The following is a 21,241-nucleotide window of genomic DNA, read 5'->3' on the forward strand; positions in this document are numbered from 1 at the left end:
ACAACCAAGCTCATGAGGAGCAAAAATGGTACAACGTAATTATTCAACTTATGGCGCTTCGACCACGCAGACTGCGGAGTTTGACGAGGGCCTACGCGCTTACATGCTCAAGGTCTATAACTATATGGCCTCTGGCGTATTGCTGACCGGCATCGTCGCGATGTTTGTTGGCAACAGCCCAGCCATGCTCAACGCGATTTACGGCACCGGCCTACACTGGATTGTAATGCTGGCACCACTCGCGTTCATTATGGTTATGAGCTTTGGCATCAATAAGCTTTCATCCGGCGCGCTGCAGATGATCTTCTGGGCGTTCGCAGCCACGATGGGCGTATCGATGGCGTGGATATTCACGGCCTACACGGGCACCAGCATCGCGCGTACCTTCTTCATCACAGCGGCTACTTTTGGCGCGCTGAGCCTCTATGGCTACACCACGAAGAAGAGCCTGTCTGGCATGGGTACCTTCCTGTTCATGGGCCTCATTGGCTTGATCATCGCCAGTATCGTGAACATCTTCCTTGGCTCTACAATGTTGCAGTTCGTGATTTCTGTGGTTGGTGTTCTGGTGTTTGCGGGCCTCACCGCCTATGACACGCAGCGCATCAAGGAAAGCTATTACATGATGGCGACAGGTGAAGCCGTAGCCAAAGGCGCGATTATGGGCGCAGTTGCCCTGTATCTTGATTTCGTGAACCTGTTCATGATGCTGCTGCAATTCCTTGGCAATCGCGAATAGGCGAAACTATATAGAACAACCGAAAGCCCGGCCTTGTGCCGGGCTTTTTTATTAGGAAGCTCATGATGGCAACTGCCCTGCCCCGCCCCTTCACATCACACGACAAACAAGCCTGCCTCGCGCTGTTTGATGCCAATGTGCCGCGCTATTTTGATGCTGTGGAGCGCGAAGAGTTCGACGCTTTTCTGACAAGCAAGCCTCACGACTATCTGGTGCTTGAAAACGACGGACACATTATTGCATGTGGCGGCGTGACATGGCACCAAAACGACACGATCGCCGGGCTCGCCTGGGGCATGGTAGCGCCAGAGCATCAGGGCGCAGGGTTTGGGCGATATCTTCTTGAAGCCCGGCTTGAGCTCATTCGTTCTCGCGGTGCGGCCTCAAAGGTGGTGCTCTCAACAAGCCAGCACACAGCCGGTTTTTACAAGCGCTTTGGCTTTCAGGTTACATCCACAACCCCAGACGGCTTTGGCCCCGGCCTTGATGAAGTTGAGATGAAGCTGCCTCTCTAAAGCGCCCTGCCCGACACCACTGCCTACCGCTGAGCACCCGACCGTCATACCACCCTCGTCATATTGCCATTGCATTTCATCGTCGCTGAGCTATTTTGTCTAACGTTGTCATTTTATCGTGGTGTTGCTTTATACGCCACAGGGCAACGAGGGGAGAAAAGGCACATGGCAAAAGAACGCCTTCTGTCGCTTGATGTATTTCGGGGCCTTGCCGTTATTGGCATGATCTTCGTGAACAGCGTTTCGGTATTTCACTACGGTGCAGGCGTGCCCGCGTATGATATATTCCTGCATGCCCCGTGGGCCGGGCTCACCATTGCCGACCTCGTCTTCCCCTTTTTCATCTTCATGGTGGGTGTTTCTCTTCCTTTCGCCTTGTCTGGTGTCAAAGAAACCGCCCCCACGCGCGGGCTCATCCTCAAGCTTCTCAAACGGTCCGCCCTTCTGTTCCTCATCGGGCTTGCGCTCACGCTTTCGTTTGCAGACTGGTCCGAACCCATTCGGCTGCTGGGTGTTCTACAGCGCATCGGCATCACCTTCTTTGGCGCGGCTATTTTCTTTATCGGCTATGGCTGGCGCGGGCAGTTGGGGCTGATTGTCATTATTCTGGTTGGGTATCATTTCCTGCAAATGATCCCGATCCCCGACGGGGAAACCAACCTTCTGGAGCCTGGCCTCAACTATTCTAACTGGTTTGACCGCTATTTCCTTGGTGACCATGTCTATGCCCGTAACGCCCCCGCACCATACGAGCCCGAAGGCCTTCTCGGCACCCTGCCAAGCATCGCGCAAGCCCTGATGGGGGCGCTTACCGGCATGTATATCCGCCACAAGGGTGCAGGCGCGACGCTACTGCGTCACATGTGTCTCACCGGTCTTATTCTCACGATCCTTGGGTTCGCGCTCAGCGGTATCCATCCCATCGTGAAAGCCACGTGGTCATCCACCTTTGTGCTCACCACCTCTGGCATGGCGCTTCTCGTGTTCGCCATTCTCATATGGATGCTGGATATCAAAGGCTGGCGTGGGCCGCTGACCCGTTTTGGCCAAGCCTTTGGCATCAACGCCATAACGGCCTATGTGGTCCATACCTATCTGATGGGGCCTGTGCTGCTGAACCCTGTCACCACCGGCATGCAGGACAGCCTGGCGGCACTCGTATCGCCCGCACTGGCCATGCTGCTACCGGTTGTCATTGTTGTGATGCTGAGTTGGGTACCCGTGGCTATCATGCAGAAACGCGGCATTATCCTGAAGGTTTAACCGAGCCGCCGGGAGCAACACAAAACGGATGACTTAAGGTTTCATTTCCGTAACAATATAGCCAAACGATAACGACCCCAACGCCCCTATGGGCAGGAGCGACCCTCAGGCTATGTCTTTTACATCCGAGTTTTTTCACCCCCGGACAATTCTGGCGAAAGTCCTGATCGTTGGCGCTCTCGCCGCGCTCATTTGGGCGGGTTACAACGGCCACCTGATACCCGTGCGTGAGTTCTTGAACGACGAGCGACTGACGCTCGAGTTTATGGACTATAAAATATCGCCCTACACGGTGCTCAAGGGCCTGCTGATCATTTTCGGTTTCTTTTGGATTTCTTCGCTTGTTGCAACCCAGGCAGAGAAGCGCATTGCAGGCATTTCACGCATGCGGGTCAGCAACAGGGAACTGCTCTCAAAAGCCGCAACGCTGATCATCTATTTCATCTTCTTTGTTGCTGCCCTTGATATGATCGGGATCGACCTCAAAGCCCTTACCGTGCTTGGCGGCGCGGTTGGTATCGGCATTGGTTTTGGTTTGCAGAAAATTACCTCCAACTTCATTAGCGGCATCATCCTGCTTGCGGAAAAATCTGTGGAGGTTGACGACCTGATTGAGCTTTCAGACGGCATACAAGGTTTTGTACGCCACACCGGTGCGCGGTACAGCCTTGTTGAAACCTTTGACGGTAAGGAAGTGATGGTCCCGAACGAGGATTTCATCACTGCGCGAGTGATCAACTGGACCCTCACCAACAAACAAGGGCGCGTAGAGATTGTGGTTGGTGTCTCTTATGGTGCTGACCTTGACCTTGTACACAAGCTGCTTCTGGAGGCTGCGCATGAGCATGAACGCTGCGCAAAGTTCCCTGAACCTGTGTGTTATCTGGACGGCTTTGGCGACAGCTCCATCAATTTCACGCTGCATTTCTGGGTGGCTGACGTTACCGAAGGCAGGCGCGGCCCCAAAAGCGATGTGCAGTTCACCATCTGGCGCAAGTTTGCCGAAAACGGGGTTGAGATACCGTTCCCGCAGCGGGACCTTCATATCAAATCCGCCCCACAAGGTTTGCTGGCGGAGGCCACTGAGCAGCAGGGCGATGAAGCATGAGCGAAAAGGCCCTTATCAGCGCAATCTATCTTCGTGACGGTGCCGACACCGGCAGGCATGCCGCCAAAGGTGAAGGAGATATCGACGAACCCATCTGGCTTCACTTCAATGTAGCGGGGCCAGACGCCAAGGCAGATGTAAAAAAAGCCGCGCCCTATATCGATGACGCCATGATCGAGGCGCTTTGTGCCACCGACACCCGCCCCCGGGTTGAAGAGTTTGAAAACGAATATCTCGTAATTTTGCGCGGCATCAACCTCAACCCGGAAGAAGACCCGGAAGACATGGTTTCCTTACGGATATGGAGTGACGGCAGCCATGTGATCAGCGCCCAAAGGCGGCCCGTATATGCGGCCCGAAAACTGGCTGCCAAGCTTGAAGCCGCCGACACACCGGCAAGTTCGTCAGAAGTGATTGTTGGCCTCACGGTTAACATCATTGAAAATATGGCGAGCCCTATCGCCGACCTGATGGAGGAGATAGACGAGCTTGAGCTTGAGATGATCGACGGCGGCAGGCCGGAGCATCGGATCAAGCTCGCGGACCTCAGGCATAAGGTCTTGCTGCTCAGGCGCTATTTCAACCCACTGCGTGCCGCCGTCGGGCTGCTGAAAGACCTTGCCACCACATGGCTTGGCGAGAAATACACCCGGAAGCTCAGAAACGCGCATGACGACCTGACCCGCCACCTCGAAGATCTGGATGCGGCGCGAGACCGCTTGCAGTTCCAGCAGGAAGAACTGGTGACGGTGCTTTCAGACAAGCTCAACCGCAATATGTACACGCTCTCTATCGTTGCGGCGATTTTCCTGCCGCTTGGCTTCCTGACCGGGCTTTTTGGGATCAATGTCGGCGGCATGCCGGGCGTTGAAAACGATGTTGCTTTCTGGGTTGTTACCGGCGGCTGCACGGCCATTGCGGGGGCACTGGCGCTCTTTTTCAGGCGCAGCGGCTGGTTCTAGCTAAGCCCCAAGAACATCACGAATGGCGCCAGTGAGGGTGCCAAGGTCATCCTCACCAATGGTAAGCGGCGGGGTGAGGTACACAATGTCACGGAAGGGGCGTATCCACACGCCGCGTTCCACAAACTTGGGTTTGAGCGTTTCTATCGCGGACGCATCCTCAAGCTGCACGACGCCAATGGCACCCTTCACGCGCACACTTTTCACATTGGGGGCAAAACCGCAGGGCGCCAGCTCAGCCATCATCTGCCCCTCAATGGCGTGAACCTTGGCGGCATAATCCTCACGCTCAAAAAGATCGAGCGACGCATTGGCGGCCGCACAGCCAAGGGCGTGACCCATATAGGTCGGGCCATGCATCAGTGCTTTCGACGGATCATCATCATAAAAAGCGTCAAACACGCTTTCCCGTGCAATACACACAGAAAGCGGTGAAACCCCGCCCGACAGCGCTTTGGAGAGCGTCAACATATCAGGCACTATGCCTGCCTGATCTACCGCGAAGCGGCTACCTGTGCGGTAGAAGCCTGTGAATATTTCATCAACGATCAGGAGTACGCCCGCGTCGTCACATGCCTCGCGCAACCACCTCAAGGTCTCCGGCTGATGGAACACCATGCCGCCTGCCCCCTGCACCAAAGGCTCCGTGATCACCGCAGCGACATCTGAGGCGTGTTTCTTGAGGAAGGCCGCAAACTGATCCGCCGCTTCCTGCGTGCGCGGCAGGTCGGCCAACAGGTTTTTCGCCAGCACATCACCAAACAGGCCATGCATGCCCTCTTCCGGGTCACACACCGCCATGGTGCCCAACGTGTCGCCGTGATAGGTGCCACGGAAGTGAACAAACTTCGTGCGCTTTTCGCCCCGGTTGAAATAATATTGAAGCGCCATCTTCATCGCCACTTCAACGGAGACGGAGCCGGATTCAGCGATAAACACGCGGTTCAAATCTCCCGGCATCATTGCGGCCAAACGCTTGGCGAGCTTGAGCGCAGGTTCATTCACAAGACCGCCAAACATCGCGTGCGGCATGGCTTCAAGCTGCTGTTTCATGGCGTCAAGAATGTGCGGGTGATTATACCCGTGCGCTGCCGCCCACCAGCTTGCAATGCCGTCAATCAGCTCCCGCCCGTCAGAGAGCGTGAGCCGCACCCCGTTTGTGGAAGCCACAGGCAAGGGCGGCACAGCCGTTTTCATCTGGGTATAGGGCAGCCAGATATGGCCCATGCCCTCATCATACCAATTTGGTGTGTTTGGCATATCAGGGGCAAATCAGGCTGGGCTGAGGCCCAGTTTGGAGAAGAGCGCCATATCCTTGTTGTTTTCAGGGTTTGGCGTGGTCAGGAGCTGCTCACCATAAAAGATGCTGCTGGCGCCCGCGAGGAAACAAAGCGCCTGAGTTTCCTCAGACATTTCCTGCCGGCCTGCGGAAAGGCGAACTTCAGCTTTTGGCATCATGATGCGTGCGACCGCAATGGTGCGCACAAATTCAAACGGATCGAGCTTTTCAACATGCTCAAGCGGGGTGCCCGGCACGGCCACCAGCATATTGATCGGCACGCTATCAGGATGCTCATCAAGGTTCGCGAGTGTCATCAGCATGCCTGCGCGGTCTTCAGGTTTTTCACCCATGCCCACAATGCCGCCCGAACACACATTAATGCCCGCATCCCGCACGCGGTTGAGCGTATCGATACGTTCCTGATAGCTGCGGGTGGTGATGATCTCTTTATAGTATTCCTCAGACGTATCCACATTGTGGTTGTAATAGTCGAGGCCAGCTTCCTTCAATTGTTTGGTCTGGCAATCATCGAGCATACCAAGGGTCATGCAGGTTTGCATGCCAAGCGCTTTCACGCCTTCCACCATGGCGAGGATGCTGTCCATATCCCGGTCTTTCGGGCTGGTCCACGCTGCCCCCATGCAGTAGCGCGTCGCCCCGCCTTCCTTGGCGCGCTTCGCGGCGTCAATCACGCGTTCCACTTCCATCAGCTTGGTTGCTGTCAGGCCAGTGGTTTTGGCGTGTTTGGCTGATTGTGAGCAATAACCACAGTCTTCCGCGCAACCACCTGTCTTGATCGAAATCAGTTGGCTCAATTGCACTTTATTGGGGTCATGATACAGGCGGTGCACCCGCTGTGCTTCAAACACAAGGTCCATGAACGGCATGGCAAACAGCGCCATGATCTCGTCCCGGCTCCAGTCATGACGGATGGGAGCATCTTTTGGCGTGATGGCGACAGGTGCGTTCATGAAAAACTCCTTGGGGCTATTTGCCCCGGAAAATCGCGACTGCGCCCGGGCAAGTCAAGTAAAATTACCTAACCATATGAGCGCGGATGCTTGCTTGACGGCAGGCTCACAAGCGCCTAAGCCAGCATCCATGACCAGAAATGACGATACCACATCAAGCCTTGATGCTTTCGCGCAAAACAAGTTGGCACAACTTGAAGCCAGGAACCAGCGCCGCCGTTTGGTGGAAAGCAGCCGGGCGGGCGCGATGAGCATGCATGTGGATGGCGGGCCGGAACTGATCAGCTTCACCGACAATGACTATCTGGGACTATCCACACATCCGGACGTTATTGCTGCCGCGCGCGACGCAGCAACAGAGTTTGGCGCAGGCGCGGGTGCAAGCCGCCTCGTGACCGGCAACCACCCCCTATACAGCAAGCTCGAGCAAACCATTGCCCGTATCAAGGGCACGGAAGACGCTGTGGTATACGGCTCAGGCTATCTCGCGAACGTGGGCATCATCCCTACAATCATTGGCCAAAATGATCTGATCATCGCGGATGAGCTTATCCACACTAGCATCCACGGCGGTGTGCAACTCTCGAAAGCAACTGTTCGTTTCTGCAGACATAATGATGTTGCTCATGTGCGGGACATACTGGAGACAGAGCGAGCTAATTTTGGCCGCGCGCTCATTGTGGTTGACGGTGTGTATTCGATGGATGGGGACATCGCGCCGCTGAAGGAACTGGGGGAACTGGCGAAAGCGTTTGACGCCTGGCTCATGAACGATGATGCGCATGCGCTCGGTACAATTGGTGATGGTCGCGGCAGCCTGCATGCCACTGGCGCCCACGGCTTGGTGCCTTTGCAGATGGGCACGCTTTCAAAAGCTGCCGGGGCCTATGGTGGTTATCTGGCCGCGTCTCGCGCGGTGTGCGATTTGATGCGCACCCGCTCGCGGTCTTTTATTTATACAACCGGCCTGCCGCCCGCCGCTGTTGGGGCCGCGCTCAAAGCGCTTGAATTGACCGAAGCCGATGCAGAGCTGGTGGCCCGGCCTACGAAGCTTGCACAGCATTTCGCAAACGAGCTTGGCCTGGCCAAGCCCGTCACCCCCATCGTACCCATCGTGATTGGCAGCGAAACCGATGCCCTCAAGGCGTCCAGCGACCTCGCCGACCTCGGCTTCAAGGTTATAGCCTTCCGGCCCCCAACGGTCCCTGAAGGCACGTCGCGTTTGCGGTTTTGTTTTTCCGCAAGCCACCGGGATCATGACGTTGAGCGCCTGATCGCCGCCTGCAAAAAACTGGGTTTGGGGAACATGTCATGAAAGGGCTGTTCATCACCTCCACAGGTACGGAGATCGGCAAAACACTGGTAACGGCCACGCTCTGCCATCAACTAAAATCGTCGGGGAAAGCCGTTGCGGCGCTCAAGCCCATCATCAGCGGCGTGACAGATGACACGATGCAGGGGAGCGATACCGCGCTTATCGCCGAAAGCCTGGGCTTGCCGCTCAATCTTGAGGTCATCAACCGTATCTCGCCCTTCCGTTACAAAGCGCCGCTTGCGCCCACTATGGCCGCAGCCCTTGAGGGCCGCACGCTTGACTATGAAGACCTTATTCGTGCGTGCCGCATCGCGATGGCTGAAAACCAGTTCACACTGGTGGAAGGTGTGGGCGGCTCTTTTGTGCCGCTTGTGGGCGACAAACTGGTGGCGGACTGGATCAAGGACCTCGGCCTTGAAAGCCTGCTCGTTGTTGGCAGTTATCTCGGCACAATTTCGCACACCATTGCCACCCTTGAGGCCATGACCGCGCGGGGGTTGCCCGTGCGGGCTATCGTGATCAGCGAAAGCGGAGGCGACAACCCTGACCTCGCAAAAACAACCGAGGAAATTGAGCGCCTCACCGGGCTCAGGGTTGCGGTTATCCCAAGGCTTTCCTCCGCCTTTGCACCTTGGGCCTCAGCGCCCGACCTTGCGCACCTGATATAAGGCGGCAAGCCTTACCGAGTGGGGATTACATCTGCCCGGCATCTTTGTCCGCTCCCTGCCGCGCAACTTGATTTCAACTGACCTCCGCGCCCGCAAAGCTGTTGAAATGCTTTGCCTCTAAAGCCTCGCGCAAAACTGGCATGCCTGTTGCTCTTACCTCTCACAAGTATCACTTACGACCCTGAGGAAGAAGATCATGCAACAGTCTTTGCCATTTGACCCAAATTTCTACTTCGGCCTTGTTGCCGACAATCTGCTTAAAAACCTGGGCCCAAAAGCATTGACCTACGCTGATGAAGCGCTTTCCAAGATGAAAGCCATCGGGGACGAAGAAGGTTTCGACCTATGGCTCGCGATCCACGCCCAGTTGACCACAAAAGCGGCGGACTGCTTCCGGCATGAGGTCAGCGTTCTGCACTAATTTGTTTTGAGTTTGGACGGGTCATCTCTCAGCACCCGGCACCTAACCGGCCCGTCCTTCGACCGGGACATACCCAATCCCGGTCACCAGCCCGCCCCTCACCCAAGGGGCGGGCTTTACTTTACCTGAAACCATAGGCAAGCCGATATTGGGAAACTTTCCCACCAAAACCGCGCAAACTGAATTTTTCATCTATCTTTCACTTGCCTGAAACTTTCTCACGTGCAGTAATTCAACCTAGAAAAAGAACCGATCACCAGTTGGAGACTGTTTGTGGACAGTGTCAGCACGCTCATAGGCCAACTTGAGAATGCCGCGACAAGCCATGATGTTTGGCAGCACTTCCTTGATTTCATCGAAGCGCGCGGTTTCAAGTGCGCCACCTATGGCTATTCATACGCCCCGATCAACACCGCAATTGAAACGGAAAATGGTAAGGAAACCCATGTGCGCGTTTCCCTTGCTGGCCGCACCTGGATCACCAGCATGCCCAAAGAGGGCGTGGAAGAGTACCAGAACCGGAAATACGAAAAAGTGGACCCGATGATCCACCAGATCGAGAAGCGCTCCATGCAGCCGCTTTACATGGCGCGTGAACTTCTTGACCCCAATGACCCCAACTTCAAGGGTTTTGATTTTATTCTCCAGCGCGCTGAACACTACGGCATTTTCTCGGCTGTTGGTTTCCCGCTGCGCCATGCATTTGGCCGTGGCCACGGCGAGGTTACCCTGCACGCGGCCCACCGTATTGGCAAACTGCAGGAAATTATGAAGATGCACGGCGACGAGGTGCACCTCGCATCCATCTATATGCATACCTTCTATCAACCACTTGAGCGTAAAGAGCGCGCAGAACGGCTCGGCATTAAGGGCCGCCCCCATGAAGTGTTGCAGCAACTCAATGCCGGGCTGACCAACGGACAGATCGCCATGCGCCTCGGTGTGAGCGCACCAACGGTTTCGTTCCATATCAAGGAGCTTAAGGAAGCGCTTGCCTGTACGTCCACAAGGGAAATCCTGCCAAGTGCCCTCAAGCTCGGGATTCTTGACGACTAAACACCCACCCACACCAGAAAAACGTACCGCACTGTTAACGGGCTATTGAGAAATAGCGCTTAATCTGAAATGTATCTGCGCGCACAGGCAAGATTGGGCTGGTTGAAACCGTCGGGGCAGTACGTAATGGAACCTTCAGAACACGAGTTTGACGCGACGCTGGACGCCACGGGCCTCGCGTGCCCGATGCCGGTATTGCGTGCGCGGCGCAAGCTTGATGAACTTGAGGTGGGCCAAACACTTCTTGTAATCGCATCTGACCCCGCATCCATGCATGACATGCCCGCCTTTTGCTCAATGGCGGGCCATACGCTTCTCATGGCGCATTCCAAGGATGGGAAGTTTTACTATGAGATTCGCAAGGGCCAAGCCTAGGCGATATTCAGTGGTGGTTCATTGCCTACTTTCGGCCCATTATTCCCGCAAGCCACCCTGCACCCAGCGCAACAAAAACTGCTGTCAGGCCGTACAGGAATGGCATCTCATGCGCGAAGCTATAGGCCGCACGTTCAAAACCTTCCTTGTCAACATGAAGGCTGATCCGGTGGCGCGCTTTCATACTGCCTTTCTGGAACACAAAAGTCTCAACCAGAAATTCACCAATAGGTACATTTGCCGGCAAGTGCACATCTGTGCGGAACAGACCTTCATCAACAATGCTGACCGGGTCGATCTCTTGCCGGTAAAGGCCCTCCCCCGACCTCAGCCGAAATAGCGCATCGCGAAACTCGGGCGGCGGGCGCATCAGGCCCCGCCCGCTATCCGCCACCAACGGCAGATTTTTAAAGCCGATACCGTAACTTGCAAAAGCAATCGGGCTCGCGATCTCCTCAAGAGGCCGGGTGGCAGCAACTGCATAATACCCAGGCGCAGCCGGGAAACGGATATTGTCGGCGTTCACCCAAATACCGCCGACCCGTTCCTTGCGCCTCACGATCGTGGGGGTTTCAGGGCCACGCACCACAATCACCACGTCGTATTTATCATAGAGCGTGTTGATCGCCGTGGCCCCTACCGCACCAAAAAGGATCAGGTCAGCACCATCAAAGCTATAGCGGATTTCAATACGCTTGTTCGACAGGTCGGTCACGATTGCCTGCGACGGTGTGGCTATGGTGAGGCATGCGACGGTTAGCAGCACTATGGTGAGGAAATGCCGCATCAGTGCTTCTCCCCCAGATCCGCCGCGTCAGTCACGCTATAAAGCTCGCTCGGTTCAACAACCAGCCCCAGCCCCATCTTCATGCACACCAGCAGCACCATAAGCCCCAGGAGCGCCCGCAACTGTTCAGCCTTCAGCTTAAGCCCGATCCAGGCACCAATCTGTGCGCCGATCACGGCGCCGGGGAGGAGCAGGATAGCAAGGAAGATATCCACCGTTTGCGTATTCACCGAATGGAAGATGGTGGTCAGCGCGGTCACAAAAATGATCTGAAATAGCGATGTCCCGATCACCACATTGGTGCGCATGCCGAGGATATATATCATCGCTGGCACCATTACAAAGCCGCCGCCCACGCCCATGATGGCGGACAAAAGCCCAACGAACATGCCGATCGTGAGCGGCAAGAGAGCAGAGATGTAGAGATGCGATTTACGAAACCGCATCTTGAACGGCAGGGCATGAATCCAGGCTTTGTGCCTTTCCTCGCGCGGCTTGCGAGGCGGCACATACCCGCGGCGCTGGCGCAATATAGCCCGCAAGCTTTCCCACAGCATCAAGCCCCCCACGGAGCCGAGGAACACCACATAGGCAAGGGAAATCATCAGATCGACCTGCCCGAGGGAGCGCAGATAGGTGAAAACCTGCGCGCCAAAGTAGGCGCCTACGGCACCGCCTACAATCAGCACCAGCCCCATTTTTACATCAACACCCTGACGCCGCCAATGCGCGAGCGCACCGGAGACGGAGGCCGCTGTAATCTGGTTGGACTGGGTCGCCACAGCAACTGCCGGGGGCACGCCTGCGAAAATCAAAAGGGGGGTCATCAGAAACCCGCCGCCTACACCAAAAACACCGGATAGAAAACCGACAATCGCACCCATGCCAATGACGAGGAATATATTCATCGAAAGTTCGGCGATGGGTAGGTATAGAGGCATATGTGGACTGATCCCAAAAGGACAGCAATTGGTTTATAACTCTGTCCTACCTAAAGTGGCGGCTGAATGCAAACAGATAGCCGCCTTATCCCCAGAATTGTGGGCTTAGTGTTGCGCTGTTGGGCTAGGCTGAACTCTAGGTCTTGATGCCCATCAGATAAGCGTTCAGAGCATTATTGATAAAATGCCGAAGCGATCCCCCCACCCTCGGATTTAGCTCAAATATCTTAGGCTGCCCTTCCGCGTCCAGTTTATAGTCAAAGCAGCAAAAGCCCTGATATCCAAGCTGCTCAAGTATCGCGCTGAAGAGCGGGTAGAAGTGACTGTGGTTGATTTCCTTGAGTGTGTCGGGTTCGGCCCATTTACCAAAAACGAAATGATCTTTTGAAAACCCGAACTCAATGGTTCGTGCAAAAGTGATGCGACCACCGACAACCAGCAGATGACAGGCATATTCCCTATTGCCTCGAATATAGGCCTGTTTGAAATGCGCTTCAGGTTTTAGAGACGCTGAATATTTTTCTTCATCTTCAACGTCTTGTATCAATACAGTTGACTGGCCCCACTCATCAATAGGCCGTTTTAGCACATAAGGAAAACACACACCTGCCCCAAGATCCGGCACATGTGCTCCAAATCCACCCGCCAAGAGGAACCGATTAAAGGCGACTTTGTCGTTGCACAAAGAGATTGTTTCTTCCCTTGGCAGCAGGCAACGAACTTGGTGGCCCTGCTGCATCAAAGACCGCAAATGAGCGGCGGCATCCAATGTGAGGGGAAGCACCCCGTCATAATCGTTGAAAGGGAGAAAAGAGTCAGAAAAATCGGCAAAGTCCGCGTCAAACTTTTTAAGCCGGGCGCGAATATGAGGCTCCCAATCATCTTTTCTGGAGAAAAGAATTCTTGAGCGCCTCTTGGCCTGATTACTAAATTCTGGTCCGCGCTGCGGTGAGGTATTGCTACTCATGACTGGTAATGGATAGCCTCGATGATTTCACCGCTTTATAGCATCAGGCTGCGCCAGAAACACCTTTGCTGTTGCGGCGACCAAACTTTGCCAGCGCATCTTCCATGGCTGGCGCGAGCCGTCCCGTCAACCACAGCGACAACATCTTATAGTCCCCGAGAAGCGACCACCAGGCATAGTCAAAGGTCGCGGGCTTGTTTTTCTCAAAAATAAAGTGCCCTGCCCATGCAAAGCCATACCCAATAACGGGATAGACAAGCAGCAGCCACCACGTCTGGCTATAGAGCGCGTAGATGAAAACAGCGGTCGCCAACATGGTGCCTGCATAGTGCAGCCCCCGGCAAACCGGGTCTGAATGTTCGGCCAGATAATAAGGGAAAAACTCCCGGAAACTCTCAAATTTTGGTGCCATTTTATCCTCCCTCTCGTTCGAGTCGCCTCGATTTCGGCCGTCTCCCCACGGCATAGCGCCTAAAACCATACTGGCTCGTCCAGAAAATATAGTGCGAAACCAGTGATCTAGCAAATATCATCCGCGCACCTGTTGACGTTAACGTAAACGTCAACTAAATAATGAGGCGCATTAATGGGAAGGGTACGATGCAAGCGGAAGAAATGACCGTCACTTATTCCATCAAGGAACTGGCGTGCGATTTTGGCGTTACGCCGCGCACGCTCAGGCACTATGAGGACCAGGGTTTACTCACACCTGAGCGCCAGGGCCAGAACCGAATTTATCATGCGCACGACCGTGTGCGCCTCGCGTGGATACTGCGTGGCAAACGCGTTGGCTTCTCCTTGCAGGAGATTGGCGAAATGCTCGATCTTTACGATCTGGGCGATGGCCGAGAAACCCAGCGCTCCGTCACTGTCGACAAATGCCGCGAACGCATTCGCGCTCTTGAAGAACAGCGTGACGACATCAACGCCACAATCGATGAACTGCACGACTTCTGTTCGCTGATCGCAAACCTTGTTCGGTGCAAAAAAACCGGCCGCTGGCTCAGGCGGGACACCGGCGAGCCCTTAAGCCACTACGCACCCCAAAAATGACATCCAAATCCCCTACAAACGTAATCAGACATAGTTGAGGTATCAAAATGCCAACCTATCGCGCTCCCGTAAAAGACATGAGCTTTGTGCTCAATGAGGTTCTGAACATCGGTCAGTATCATAACCTGCCGGGTTATTCCGAGGTAAGCCCTGACCTCATCTCTGCCATTTTGGAAGAAGGCGCCAAGTTCTGTGAAAACGAACTTCAGCCGCTCAACTATTCTGGGGACCGCGAGGGCTGCACCCGCCATGATGATGGCAGCGTCACCACGCCCAAGGGTTTCAAGGAAGCCTATGCCAAATATGTTGAAGGTGGCTGGGCCGGGTTGACCCAGCATCCAGATTATGGCGGGCAAGGATTGCCACACGTTCTTGGTTTCTGTTTTGAGGAGATGATGATCTCATCAAACCATGCGTTTGCCATGTACCCTGGTCTTTCTGCGGGCGCGATGGCGGCTATCTCAATTGATGGTACGGACGAACAGAAACAGAAGTATCTACCCAAGATGGTTGAAGGCAGCTGGACCGGCACCATGAACCTGACGGAACCACATTGCGGTACCGACCTTGGCATGCTGCGCACCAAAGCCGAACCTCAAGACGATGGCAGCTACAAAATCTCAGGCACCAAAATCTTCATCTCAGCCGGTGACCACGACCTGGCGGAAAACATCATTCACCTCGTGCTCGCGCGCCTGCCCGATGCACCAAAAGGGGTGAAAGGCATCTCCCTGTTCATTGTCCCTAAATACAAGGTGAACGACGATGGCAGCGTTGGTGAGTTCAATAATGTGAACACCGCATCCATTGAAGAAAAAATGGGTATCCACGGCAACTCCACCTGCGTTCTCAATTATGACGGTGCCACCGGTTACCTGATTGGCGAAGCCCATAAGGGCCTGCGCTCTATGTTCATTATGATGAATGCGGCGCGCATCGGTGTGGGCATGCAGGGCCTCGGCAACTCGGAAGTCGCGTACCAAAACGCGGCCGATTATGCGCGTGACCGGCTGCAAGGCCGCTCAATCGCTGGGCCAAAAAACCCGGACGGCCCCGCTGACCCGATTATCGTGCACCCTGACGTGCGCCGCATGCTGATGAACGCAAGAGCATTCAACGAGGCGTCACGCGCCGCGTCCCTTTGGTGTGGTGTGCTGGTGGACCTCTCCCACAACGCGGAAACCGAGGAGGAACGCCAGTGGGCCGACGATATGGTCAGCCTGCTAACGCCTATCATCAAGGGTGTGTTCACGGACCGCGGCTTTGAATATTGCGTTTCCAGCCAGCAAGTTTTTGGTGGCCACGGCTATATCGCAGAACACGGCATGGAACAGTTTGTACGTGATGCCCGCATCACTCAAATCTATGAGGGTGCAAACGGCATTCAGGCGCTTGACCTCGTGGGCCGTAAGCTTGGCGCCAACGGTGGCCGCGGCATTCAGGCCTTCTTCAAATACGCCGGGGAAATCCGCGAAAATGCCAAGGGCGATGATCGCCTACGTCCGTTCACTGATGCGCTCGGCTCCGGCCTCAAGGACCTGCAAACCGCCACCATGTGGCTGATGCAGAACGGCATGCAAAATCCGGATAACGCAGGCGCGGGCTCAACCCCATATATGCACCTCTTTGGTCATGTGCTTCTTGGCCTGATGTGGACACAAATGGCAAAAGTTGCAGCCGACGCACTGGACGCCGGTACATCCGACCCTAGTTTCTACGAGAACAAACTAATCACAGGTCGCTACTACGTAAAACGCCGCATGCCGGAGATCAAAGCCATGCTTGCGGAGCTGGAAGCGGGCGCAGACGAAGTGATGGCGCTAGACGCAGCCAACTTCTAATTCAAAAGGGAATTCAAAATGACCGAAGCTTATATTTATGATGCTGTCAGAACTCCTCGCGGCCGTGGCCGGGCGGACGGCAGCCTGCATGAAATTACCCCGATACAGTTGGCAACGCAGGTTTTGCAGGCCGTTCGTGACCGCAATGACGTAGACACCGAGAATGTAGACGATGTTGTGCTTGGCTGTGTGTCCCCCGTGGGTGAACAAGGCGCCAACATCGCCCGCGTTGCAGCCATCAATGCCGGCTACGCAGAAACCACAGCGGGCTTTCAGGTAAACCGCTTTTGTGCTTCTGGCCTTGAAGCCGTGAACATCGCCGCAGCCAAAGTGATGTCAGGCGAGGCAGACATGGCCATCGGTGGTGGTGTTGAAAGCATGAGCCGTATCCCTATGGGGTCAGACGGCGGTGCGTGGCCATCGGACCCATCCGTTGCGTTCGACAGCTATTTTGTGCCGCAAGGCGTATCCGCCGACCTGATCGCCACCAAATACGGCTTCAGCCGGGATGACGTGGATGCGTATGCGGTTGAAAGCCAGAAGCGGGCAAAAGCCGCGTGGGATGACAAGCGTTTCTCCAAATCGATCGTGCCGGTGAAAGACGTAGTTGGCATGAATGTGCTGGACCATGACGAGTTCATGCGGCCCGAAACCACCATGCAGTCCCTTGGCGCTTTGAAACCATCCTTTATTCAAATGGGTGAGTTTGGCTTCGATAATGTTGCCATCCAGAAATACCCCGAGGTTGAGCGCATCAACCACGTGCACCATGCGGGCAACTCGTCCGGCATTGTGGACGGTGCTGCGGCTGTGCTGGTTGGCACTAAAGAGATGGGTGAAAAATTTGGCCTCACACCACGGGCACGCATTCGCTCAATGGCGTCGGTGGGCTCTGAGCCAACCATCATGCTCACAGGCCCCTCTTTTGCAGCAGAGAAAGCGCTCAAGCGTGCGGGCATGAGCAAGTCAGACATCGACGTGTGGGAGCTGAACGAGGCCTTCGCCTCTGTCGTGCTTCGTTTCATGCAGGCGCTTGATATCGACCATTCAGACATCAACGTGAACGGCGGCGCTATCGCCATGGGTCACCCGCTTGGCGCCACTGGTGCCATGATCCTCGGTACGGTGCTGGACGAGCTTGAGCGTTCTGGCAAGTCAACAGCCCTGGCCACGCTGTGCATCGGTGCAGGCATGGGCACTGCCACCATCATCGAACGCGTATAAGAAGCGAGAGGGAGAGATATAATGACCGAGACCATTCGTTTTGAGGTTGACGCCGACGGCATCGCGCTTCTGACCATCGACCTGCCAAACACCGGCATGAACGTCTTTAACGCACAGCTTATTGAAGACCTTGACGCTTGCGTTGATAAAGTGCTGGCTGATGAAAACATCAAGGGTGCTGTGATCACCTCCGGCAAGGAAGCTTTCCTTGCGGGCGCTGACCTCAACATGCTGGGCAGCCAGTCTGGTGGGGACGCAACGCCTGAGGAAGCCTTTGAGAGCGCCTTCCGTCTGAACAAGATCCTCCGCAAGATCGAAACCGGTGACAAACCCCGGAAAGAACTGGCGCTTCAAGGCACCAAACCTTTTGCGGCGGCTGTTAATGGCCTTGCACTTGGTGGTGGGTTTGAGCTTGTGCTCGCGTGTCACTACCGCGTGATTTCAGACACCCCGAAAATGCAACTTGGCTTTCCTGAGGTTATGGTTGGCCTTCTACCGGGTGCTGGTGGCACACAGCGCCTGCCACGCATTGTGGGCATTCAGGCTGCTGCACAAGCCATCACCACCGGCAAGCCATACAACGGCCAGATAGCCCTTGGCCTTGGTATCGCGAACGAGATGGCGCCAACTGCCGATGTGGTTGAAAAAGCCAAAGCCTGGGTGAAAAAGTCACCAAGTGCGCTCGCGCCATGGGATAAAAAGGGCTTCAAATATCCGGGTGGTGCTGGTGCCATGAACCCAGCGGCTGTTCAAACCTTCATCGGTGCCAACGCCATGGCGCAAAAACAGACACAGCACAACTACCCTGCTGTTCAGGCGATCCTCTCGTGCCTTTATGAAGGTGGCATCGTTGATTTCGATACGGCTATCCGCATCGAGAGCAAATATTTCATGAAGCTGCTTGCAGGGCCTGTGGCTGGCAACATGATCCGCAGCCTGTTCATCAACAAACAGGCTGTTGAAAAAGGTTCGCTTCGCCCTGCGGGTTTTGAACGCAAAACCGTCAAGCGTCTTGGCATGCTGGGCGCTGGTCTTATGGGTGCGGGTGTGGCTTATGTCTCTGCCAAAGCGGGTATGGAAGTTGTGCTTCTCGACCGCGACATGGCCGCCGCTGAAAAAGGCAAAGACTATAGCCGCAACTTGGTCAAAAAAGGTGTTGAGCGCGGCAAGGTTAGCCAAGAGAAGGGCGACGCCCTCCTCGACCTCATCACACCAACAGACAGCTATGATGACCTGAAGGATTGCGACCTGATCATCGAAGCGGTGTTTGAAGCGGAAGACATCAAGAAGGACGTGACGGAGAAGACTGAAGCAGTGATTGGCAAGGACGTGGTATTTGCCTCCAACACCTCAACGCTTCCGATCACGGGCCTCGCCAAAAACTTCACGCGCCCGCATCAGTTTATCGGTATTCACTTCTTCTCACCGGTGGACAAAATGCCACTTGTTGAGATCATCATGGGCGAGAAGACCGATGACGCAACGCTTGCGCTCGCGCTTGATTATGTAAGCCAGATCAAGAAAACACCGATTGTCGTAAACGATAGCCGCGGCTTCTACACCAGCCGGTGTTTTGGCACCTATGTGCAAGAAGGCTACGCCATGGTGAAAGAGGGCATCAACCCTGCCCTTATTGAAAACGCCGGTAAAATGGCAGGCATGCCGGTAGGCCCGCTTGCCGTGGGTGACGAAGTGGCGGTCGACCTTTCCTATAAAGTAGGCATGGCAACCAAAAAGGCACTTGGCGACAAATATGTGCCAAGCCCCGCCGACGGCTTTGTTGAAAAGATGGTGGTTGAGCTGGAGCGTTTTGGCCGCAAAAACGGCAAGGGCGCCTATGTGTACCCTGAAGATGGCAGCCCAAAACACCTTTGGCCGGGCCTTGCTGAACACTTCCCGCTCGCAGACGAACAACCAAGCGTGGAGGAAGTAAAATCCCGCCTGATGGTTCGCATGGCCGTGGAGTGCGCGCGCTGCTTTGAGGAAGGTGTCCTGAGGGACACTGCGTCAGGCGACATTGGTGCCATCTTCGGTTGGGGTTTTGCACCGTTCACCGGCGGACCGTTCAGCTTTATCGACACCATGGGTGTGGATGAGTTTGTCCTGGCAGCAGACCGCCTGGCACAAGCCTATGGTGCACGGTTCACACCGCCCAAGCTTCTGCGGGACATGGCTGAGAAGGGCGAAACCTTCTACACCAAAGGCGACACACGCGGGCGCATCCCTGCCAAGGCTGCCTAGACAACCCCATCATGTAGATATACCGAAAAGGGCTGCCATCCGGCGGCCCTTTTTTTGTCCCGCATAGTAAAATATTATTGACATTATGTCTGCTCACGCATACATCTATCAATGTAAAGAATTTCAGACACAAAGAACATTAATCTTTACATCACTCGCGACAATCAGACCCGAGACCGACAGCGAGGATCACGGGCAATCAGGAGATAGAAAATGGGCTTCAATGAGAAATCATATATCGGCGTACTAGTCACCACCATTGTGGTTTACGGCTGGTACTTTACCGACGCTTTCAGCCGCGCAGCAGCAGGCGAGACCGCCGTCAGCCAGTTCGGCCCCACGATGTGGGTCATGTTCGGAATTCACATCGTGCTGATGATCGCAGCAATGGTCCTGACCGCTATCTTCAGCCACAAGGAGGCAGAAGAGCTCGAATTCGATGAACGCGATAGCTTGATCGACATGAAATCGGAGCGAGTGGGTAGCTATATCCAGGCCTGCGGGCTTTTTGCCCTGCTTGTGCTTGTTATGTTTGAATACAGCGCATTTGTGCTCGCCCACACGATTTTGGGCACGATGGTCATTGGTACGCTCATCACCTTCTCCATGCGGCTATATCTGTACCGCAAAGGCGCATAAAATGGCGAAGGCAACCAAAATCAAAAATAACATTCGCACGCTCAGGTTCATGGCGGGGGAGATGACGCAAGCCGCACTCGCAAAAGAGATCGGCATGACCCGGCAAACCATTATTGCCATTGAGCAGGAGCGCTATTCGCCCTCTCTCGAGGCTGCCTTTCAGATCGCCCGCGCGCTCAACAAACCGCTTGAAGAGGTATTTGAATATGTGGATGACGTGCCTGAATCGGACGAATAGCTCGCCACATATGAGATATCCGATACAAAAAGGCTGCCATCCGGCAGTCTTTTTGCTAGCGTCCCTATCAATTTCCACAACATGGTTTAATTTATGCCTCAGTCCTCCGAAACCATTCTGAAAGTCAATCATGCGGGCGAGTATGGCGCCATGCAGATTTACGCTGCGCAAGTTGTGGTCGCGCGCTTTTTCGGGTGGAAATGTGTAAACGCACTTAAGCACATGAAGGCCCATGAGGAGGAACATTTTACCACCTTTGACGATCTTATACACATGCGCAACGGCCGAACCTGCCATGCGCCTTGGCTTTGGGCACTTGGTGGTTTTGCACTCGGTTTTTTTACCGCTCTCTTTGGCGAGAAAGGTATCTGGACCTGCACCATAGCCGTTGAACGTAACGTGTTCACTCACCTTGAAGAACAACTAGATTGGACTGAGCGACACGACCCCGCTCTCCACGCCGCTGTACTCACTATCATCGCTGACGAAGCGGCTCACAGGGACGAAGCTGTTAACCGACGAGGCAAGCCGCGGGTGATAGACGGGTTGTTAGAAAGTTTTATCGGGGCAACCACCAATTTCGCCATCTGGCTATCCCACCGCCTTTAGGCTATGCCCTTGCCCTCGCCCACGAG

Annotated in this window: 22 protein-coding genes and 1 pseudogene; 17 read left to right on the top strand and 6 right to left on the bottom strand. The window is 54.9% G+C overall.

All coding sequences use genetic code 11. The annotated features are described in order from the left end of the window. The first annotated feature begins 25 nt into the window (after nucleotides 1–25). The 5 genes from ACN0XZ_RS01820 to ACN0XZ_RS01840 all read left to right on the top strand — a co-directional run bounded on the left by ACN0XZ_RS01820 (nucleotide 26) and on the right by ACN0XZ_RS01840 (nucleotide 4,587). Nucleotides 26–739 (top strand): Bax inhibitor-1/YccA family protein, encoded by a 714-nt coding sequence (locus tag ACN0XZ_RS01820; protein WP_417456000.1) that lies wholly within the window; start codon nucleotides 26–28, stop codon nucleotides 737–739. A gap of 65 nt (nucleotides 740–804) precedes the next feature. Further along, the gene (locus ACN0XZ_RS01825; RefSeq protein ID WP_417456001.1) at nucleotides 805–1,254 is read left to right on the top strand and encodes a GNAT family N-acetyltransferase; all 450 of its coding nucleotides are present in this window, start codon (nucleotides 805–807) and stop codon (nucleotides 1,252–1,254) included. Between the two features lie 165 nt (nucleotides 1,255–1,419). Beyond that, nucleotides 1,420–2,517 carry an acyltransferase family protein gene (locus tag ACN0XZ_RS01830; protein WP_417456002.1) on the top strand — a complete coding sequence of 366 codons (1,098 nt, stop codon included), beginning with the start codon at nucleotides 1,420–1,422 and terminating at the stop codon, nucleotides 2,515–2,517. 112 nt (nucleotides 2,518–2,629) lie between these two features. Further along, nucleotides 2,630–3,625, top strand: coding sequence for a mechanosensitive ion channel family protein (locus ACN0XZ_RS01835; protein WP_417456003.1), 996 nt, complete (start codon nucleotides 2,630–2,632; stop codon nucleotides 3,623–3,625). Then, on the top strand, nucleotides 3,622–4,587 hold the full coding sequence (locus ACN0XZ_RS01840; RefSeq protein WP_417456004.1) for a zinc transporter ZntB: 966 nt from the start codon (nucleotides 3,622–3,624) through the stop codon (nucleotides 4,585–4,587). Before ACN0XZ_RS01835 ends, ACN0XZ_RS01840 begins: the two co-directional genes overlap by 4 nt. Here the strand turns inward: ACN0XZ_RS01840 and ACN0XZ_RS01845 are convergent, their stop codons facing one another. Together ACN0XZ_RS01845 and bioB are read right to left on the bottom strand one after the other, a co-directional pair. Continuing rightward, nucleotides 4,588–5,847, bottom strand: coding sequence for an adenosylmethionine--8-amino-7-oxononanoate transaminase (locus ACN0XZ_RS01845; RefSeq protein WP_417456005.1), 1,260 nt, complete (start codon nucleotides 5,845–5,847; stop codon nucleotides 4,588–4,590). A gap of 12 nt (nucleotides 5,848–5,859) precedes the next feature. Next, complete coding sequence (bioB, locus tag ACN0XZ_RS01850) at nucleotides 5,860–6,840, bottom strand: biotin synthase BioB (RefSeq protein ID WP_417456006.1); 981 nt, start codon at nucleotides 6,838–6,840, stop codon at nucleotides 5,860–5,862. A 130-nt stretch (nucleotides 6,841–6,970) separates the two neighbouring features. On the opposite strand from bioB, the gene ACN0XZ_RS01855 reads away from it, so the two are divergent. From ACN0XZ_RS01855 to tusA, 5 genes are all read left to right on the top strand, one after another. After that, nucleotides 6,971–8,155: an aminotransferase class I/II-fold pyridoxal phosphate-dependent enzyme gene (locus ACN0XZ_RS01855; RefSeq protein ID WP_417456007.1), complete on the top strand. Its 1,185-nt coding sequence runs from the start codon at nucleotides 6,971–6,973 to the stop codon at nucleotides 8,153–8,155. Further along, the gene (bioD, locus tag ACN0XZ_RS01860; RefSeq protein WP_417456008.1) at nucleotides 8,152–8,823 is read left to right on the top strand and encodes a dethiobiotin synthase; all 672 of its coding nucleotides are present in this window, start codon (nucleotides 8,152–8,154) and stop codon (nucleotides 8,821–8,823) included. The genes ACN0XZ_RS01855 and bioD overlap by 4 nt, the downstream gene beginning before the upstream one ends. A 196-nt stretch (nucleotides 8,824–9,019) precedes the next feature. Then, entirely contained in the window at nucleotides 9,020–9,244 is a 225-nt protein-coding gene (locus tag ACN0XZ_RS01865) for a hypothetical protein (RefSeq protein WP_417456009.1), read from the top strand. Between the two features lie 273 nt (nucleotides 9,245–9,517). Next, complete coding sequence (locus ACN0XZ_RS01870) at nucleotides 9,518–10,300, top strand: helix-turn-helix transcriptional regulator (protein WP_417456010.1); 783 nt, start codon at nucleotides 9,518–9,520, stop codon at nucleotides 10,298–10,300. A gap of 126 nt (nucleotides 10,301–10,426) precedes the next feature. Beyond that, nucleotides 10,427–10,675, top strand: a complete 249-nt coding sequence (gene tusA, locus ACN0XZ_RS01875) for a sulfurtransferase TusA (protein WP_417456011.1) — start codon at nucleotides 10,427–10,429, stop codon at nucleotides 10,673–10,675. Nucleotides 10,676–10,700: 25 nt separating this feature from the next. Here the strand turns inward: tusA and ACN0XZ_RS01880 are convergent, their stop codons facing one another. The 4 genes and pseudogenes from ACN0XZ_RS01880 to ACN0XZ_RS01895 form a co-directional block, all read right to left on the bottom strand. Next, nucleotides 10,701–11,462: a TIGR02186 family protein gene (locus ACN0XZ_RS01880; protein WP_417456012.1), complete on the bottom strand. Its 762-nt coding sequence runs from the start codon at nucleotides 11,460–11,462 to the stop codon at nucleotides 10,701–10,703. After that, on the bottom strand, nucleotides 11,462–12,403 hold the full coding sequence (locus tag ACN0XZ_RS01885) for a sulfite exporter TauE/SafE family protein (RefSeq protein WP_417456013.1): 942 nt from the start codon (nucleotides 12,401–12,403) through the stop codon (nucleotides 11,462–11,464). The genes ACN0XZ_RS01880 and ACN0XZ_RS01885 overlap by 1 nt, the downstream gene beginning before the upstream one ends. A gap of 136 nt (nucleotides 12,404–12,539) precedes the next feature. Next, nucleotides 12,540–13,370: a hypothetical protein gene (locus ACN0XZ_RS01890; protein WP_417456014.1), complete on the bottom strand. Its 831-nt coding sequence runs from the start codon at nucleotides 13,368–13,370 to the stop codon at nucleotides 12,540–12,542. Between the two features lie 115 nt (nucleotides 13,371–13,485). Further along, nucleotides 13,486–13,782 (bottom strand): annotated as a pseudogene (locus ACN0XZ_RS01895) (Mpo1-like protein); the annotation flags it as partial. A 188-nt stretch (nucleotides 13,783–13,970) separates the two neighbouring features. Here ACN0XZ_RS01895 and ACN0XZ_RS01900 point away from each other — a divergent pair. From ACN0XZ_RS01900 to ACN0XZ_RS01930, 7 genes are all read left to right on the top strand, one after another. Then, nucleotides 13,971–14,423, top strand: coding sequence for a MerR family transcriptional regulator (locus ACN0XZ_RS01900; protein WP_417456015.1), 453 nt, complete (start codon nucleotides 13,971–13,973; stop codon nucleotides 14,421–14,423). A 47-nt stretch (nucleotides 14,424–14,470) separates the two neighbouring features. Beyond that, a complete protein-coding gene (locus tag ACN0XZ_RS01905; RefSeq protein WP_417456016.1) occupies nucleotides 14,471–16,264 on the top strand; it encodes an acyl-CoA dehydrogenase C-terminal domain-containing protein in 1,794 nt (597 codons plus the stop codon). 18 nt (nucleotides 16,265–16,282) lie between these two features. Further along, the gene (locus ACN0XZ_RS01910; RefSeq protein WP_417456017.1) at nucleotides 16,283–17,488 is read left to right on the top strand and encodes an acetyl-CoA C-acetyltransferase; all 1,206 of its coding nucleotides are present in this window, start codon (nucleotides 16,283–16,285) and stop codon (nucleotides 17,486–17,488) included. Nucleotides 17,489–17,509: 21 nt separating this feature from the next. Continuing rightward, nucleotides 17,510–19,729: a 3-hydroxyacyl-CoA dehydrogenase NAD-binding domain-containing protein gene (locus ACN0XZ_RS01915; protein ID WP_417456018.1), complete on the top strand. Its 2,220-nt coding sequence runs from the start codon at nucleotides 17,510–17,512 to the stop codon at nucleotides 19,727–19,729. Nucleotides 19,730–19,942: 213 nt separating this feature from the next. Next, nucleotides 19,943–20,368, top strand: coding sequence for a hypothetical protein (locus ACN0XZ_RS01920; protein ID WP_417456019.1), 426 nt, complete (start codon nucleotides 19,943–19,945; stop codon nucleotides 20,366–20,368). 1 nt (nucleotide 20,369) lies between these two features. Further along, nucleotides 20,370–20,606: a helix-turn-helix transcriptional regulator gene (locus tag ACN0XZ_RS01925; RefSeq protein WP_417456020.1), complete on the top strand. Its 237-nt coding sequence runs from the start codon at nucleotides 20,370–20,372 to the stop codon at nucleotides 20,604–20,606. 93 nt (nucleotides 20,607–20,699) lie between these two features. Beyond that, entirely contained in the window at nucleotides 20,700–21,215 is a 516-nt protein-coding gene (locus tag ACN0XZ_RS01930; protein WP_417456021.1) for a demethoxyubiquinone hydroxylase family protein, read from the top strand. The last annotated feature ends 26 nt before the right edge of the window (nucleotides 21,216–21,241 follow it).

It is taken from the genome of Kordiimonas sp., assembly GCF_048264555.1.
In the GTDB taxonomy this organism is placed as follows: domain Bacteria; phylum Pseudomonadota; class Alphaproteobacteria; order Sphingomonadales; family Kordiimonadaceae; genus Kordiimonas.